At 56.4% G+C, this 3,131-nt stretch carries 2 rRNA genes; both read left to right on the top strand.

The window, feature by feature from the left end:
• A 16S ribosomal RNA gene (locus tag G6R20_RS18360) occupies window positions 1-792 on the top strand; the annotation flags it as partial.
• 341 nt (window positions 793-1,133) lie between these two features.
• Window positions 1,134-3,131: ribosomal RNA gene (locus tag G6R20_RS18355) — 23S ribosomal RNA — on the top strand; the annotation flags it as partial.

The raw sequence follows: 3,131 nt of genomic DNA, 5'->3' as shown, positions 1-3,131 counted from the left end.
ACGCTGAGGAGCGAAAGCATGGGTAGCGAACAGGATTAGATACCCTGGTAGTCCATGCCGTAAACGGTGGGCGCTAGGTGTGGGGTCCTTCCACGGACTCCGTGCCGTAGCTAACGCATTAAGCGCCCCGCCTGGGGAGTACGGCCGCAAGGCTAAAACTCAAAGGAATTGACGGGGGCCCGCACAAGCGGCGGAGCATGTGGATTAATTCGATGCAACGCGAAGAACCTTACCTAGGCTTGACATATACAGGACGACGGCAGAGATGTCGTTTCCCTTGTGGCTTGTATACAGGTGGTGCATGGTTGTCGTCAGCTCGTGTCGTGAGATGTTGGGTTAAGTCCCGCAACGAGCGCAACCCCTGTCTCATGTTGCCAGCACGTAATGGTGGGGACTCGTGAGAGACTGCCGGGGTCAACTCGGAGGAAGGTGGGGATGACGTCAAATCATCATGCCCCTTATGTCTAGGGCTTCACACATGCTACAATGGCCAGTACAGAGGGCTGCGATACCGCGAGGTGGAGCGAATCCCTTAAAGCTGGTCTCAGTTCGGATTGGGGTCTGCAACTCGACCCCATGAAGTCGGAGTCGCTAGTAATCGCAGATCAGCAACGCTGCGGTGAATACGTTCCCGGGCCTTGTACACACCGCCCGTCACGTCATGAAAGTCGGTAACACCCGAAGCCGGTGGCCTAACCCTTGTGGAGGGAGCCGTCGAAGGTGGGATCGGCGATTGGGACGAAGTCGTAACAAGGTAGCCGTACCGGAAGGTGCGGCTGGATCACCTCCTTTCTAAGGAGCACTCACCACGCTTTGGTGTGGTCAGAGTTTGCGCAGGGTTCGCGTCCGAATGTGGCGCGCTCTGTGGCTCATTGGGTGGAACACTATCGCGTAGGRCTCGCCGTGATCGGCGGTATCAGATTGCAGGATCTGGTGCCGGCGTTAGCGTGGTCCGGACGAAACACACTGTTGGGTGTCTGAAACAACACCATCGRGCCTTCGGGTTTGGTTGTTTCTGATGGCACTGATTCCCGAGACATCTGWTGCGCCWTRCGTGGCCGGGGTGTGGGTGGGGTTGGTGTGTGTTGTTTGAGAACTGCACAGTGGACGCGAGCATCTTTAATTGTTTGTGAATGTAAGTGTGTAAGAGCACACGGTGGATGCCTTGGCACCAAGAGCCGATGAAGGACGTAGTAGGCTGCGATAAGCCTCGGGGAGCTGCCAAACGAGCTGTGATCCGAGGGTGTCCGAATGGGGAAACCCAGCACGCGTGATGGCGTGTTACCCGCATCTGAATACATAGGGTGTGTGGAGGGAACGCGGGGAAGTGAAACATCTCAGTACCCGCAGGAAGAGAAAACAATAGTGATTCCGTCAGTAGCGGCGAGCGAACGCGGATCAGGCTAAACCGCATGCGTGTGATACCCGGCAGGGGTTGCGTGTGTGGTGTTGTGGGGCATGATGTCCCGGTTCTGCCGGACCGGGCGCTGATTGATCGCGGGTTAGGGGAACGACTTGGAAGGGTCGGCCGGAGAGGGTGAGAGTCCCGTACCTGAAAACCTTGCGGCGGGGCGATTTGTGTTCCCAAGTAGCAGCGGGCCCGTGAAATCTGCTGTGAATCTGCCGGGACCACCCGGTAAGCCTAAATACTTCTTGGTGACCGATAGCGGATTAGTACCGTGAGGGAATGGTGAAAAGTACCCCGGGAGGGGAGTGAAATAGTACCTGAAACCGTGTGCTTACAATCCGTCAGAGGCTCATAAGCTGATGGCGTGCCTTTTGAAGAATGAGCCTGCGAGTTAGTGGTATGTCGCGAGGTTAACCCGTGTGGGGAAGCCGTAGCGAAAGCGAGTCCTAATAGGGCGTTTGAGTGGCATGCTCTAGACCCGAAGCGGAGTGATCTACCCATGGCCAGTGTGAAGCGACGGTAAGACGTCGTGGAGGCGCGAACCCACTTAGGTTGAAAACTGAGGGGATGAGTTGTGGGTAGGGGTGAAAGGCCAATCAAACTCCGTGATAGCTGGTTCTCCCCGAAATGCATTTAGGTGCAGCGTCGCATGTTTCACCTCGGAGGTAGAGCTACTGGATGGCCGATGGGCCCTACAAGGTTACTGACGTCAGCCAAACTCCGAATGCCGAGGTGTGAGAGTGCGGCAGTGAGACTGTGGGGGATAAGCTTCATAGTCGAGAGGGAAACAGCCCAGATCGCCGGCTAAGGCCCCTAAGCGTGTACTAAGTGGAAAAGGATGTGGGATCGCTGAGACAGCCAGGAGGTTGGCTTAGAAGCAGCCACCCTTGAAAGAGTGCGTAATAGCTCACTGGTCAAGTGGTCCTGCGCCGACAATTTAGCGGGGCTCAAGTACACCGCCGAAGCCGCGGCATTCATACAATAACCTCCTCCGGGCAGGTGTATGGATGGGTAGGGGAGCGTCGTGTGGCCATAGAAGCGCCGGAGTGATCCAGGCGTGGAGGCCACACGAGTGAGAATGCAGGCATGAGTAGCGAATGACGAGTGAGAAACTCGTCCGCCGAATGATCAAGGGTTCCTGGGTCAAGCTAATCTGCCCAGGGTGAGTCGGGACCTAAGGCGAGGCCGACAGGCGTAGTCGATGGACAACGGGTTGATATTCCCGTACCCGTGTGTGCGCGCCCATGGTGAATCAGTGATACTAACCGCCCTGAACGTCCTAGAGCATCCTTCGGGATGACGTGGACCGGATGCGCGGGACCTGAACTGGTAGTAGCCAAGCGATGGGGTGACGCAGGAAGGTAGCTGGGCCAGTCAGTGGTTGTACTGGTGTAAGAGTGTAGGCCGTGACATAGGCAAATCCGTGTCACATCAAGGCTGAGACTTGATGCATACCCGTTGTGGGGAATTCAGTGATCCTATGCTGCCGAGAAAAGCCTCTAGTGAGTTCATACACGGCCCGTACCCCAAACCGACACAGGTGATCAGGTAGAGAATACCAAGGCGATCGAGAGAACTGTGGTTAAGGAACTCGGCAAAATGCCCCCGTAACTTCGGGAGAAGGGGGACCACGCCCGGTGACGATCCTTGCGATCTGAGCTGGGGGTGGTCGCAGAGACCAGAGAGAAGCGACTGTTTACTAAAAACACAGGTCCGTGCGAAG

Origin of the sequence: Dietzia sp. Alg238-R159 (genome assembly GCF_900537145.1) — a bacterium.
Taxonomy (GTDB): Bacteria; Actinomycetota; Actinomycetes; order Mycobacteriales; family Mycobacteriaceae; genus Dietzia; species Dietzia kunjamensis.
Note: the sequence above shows the minus strand (reverse complement) of the source record. Positions and strands in the feature narration are given on the sequence as shown.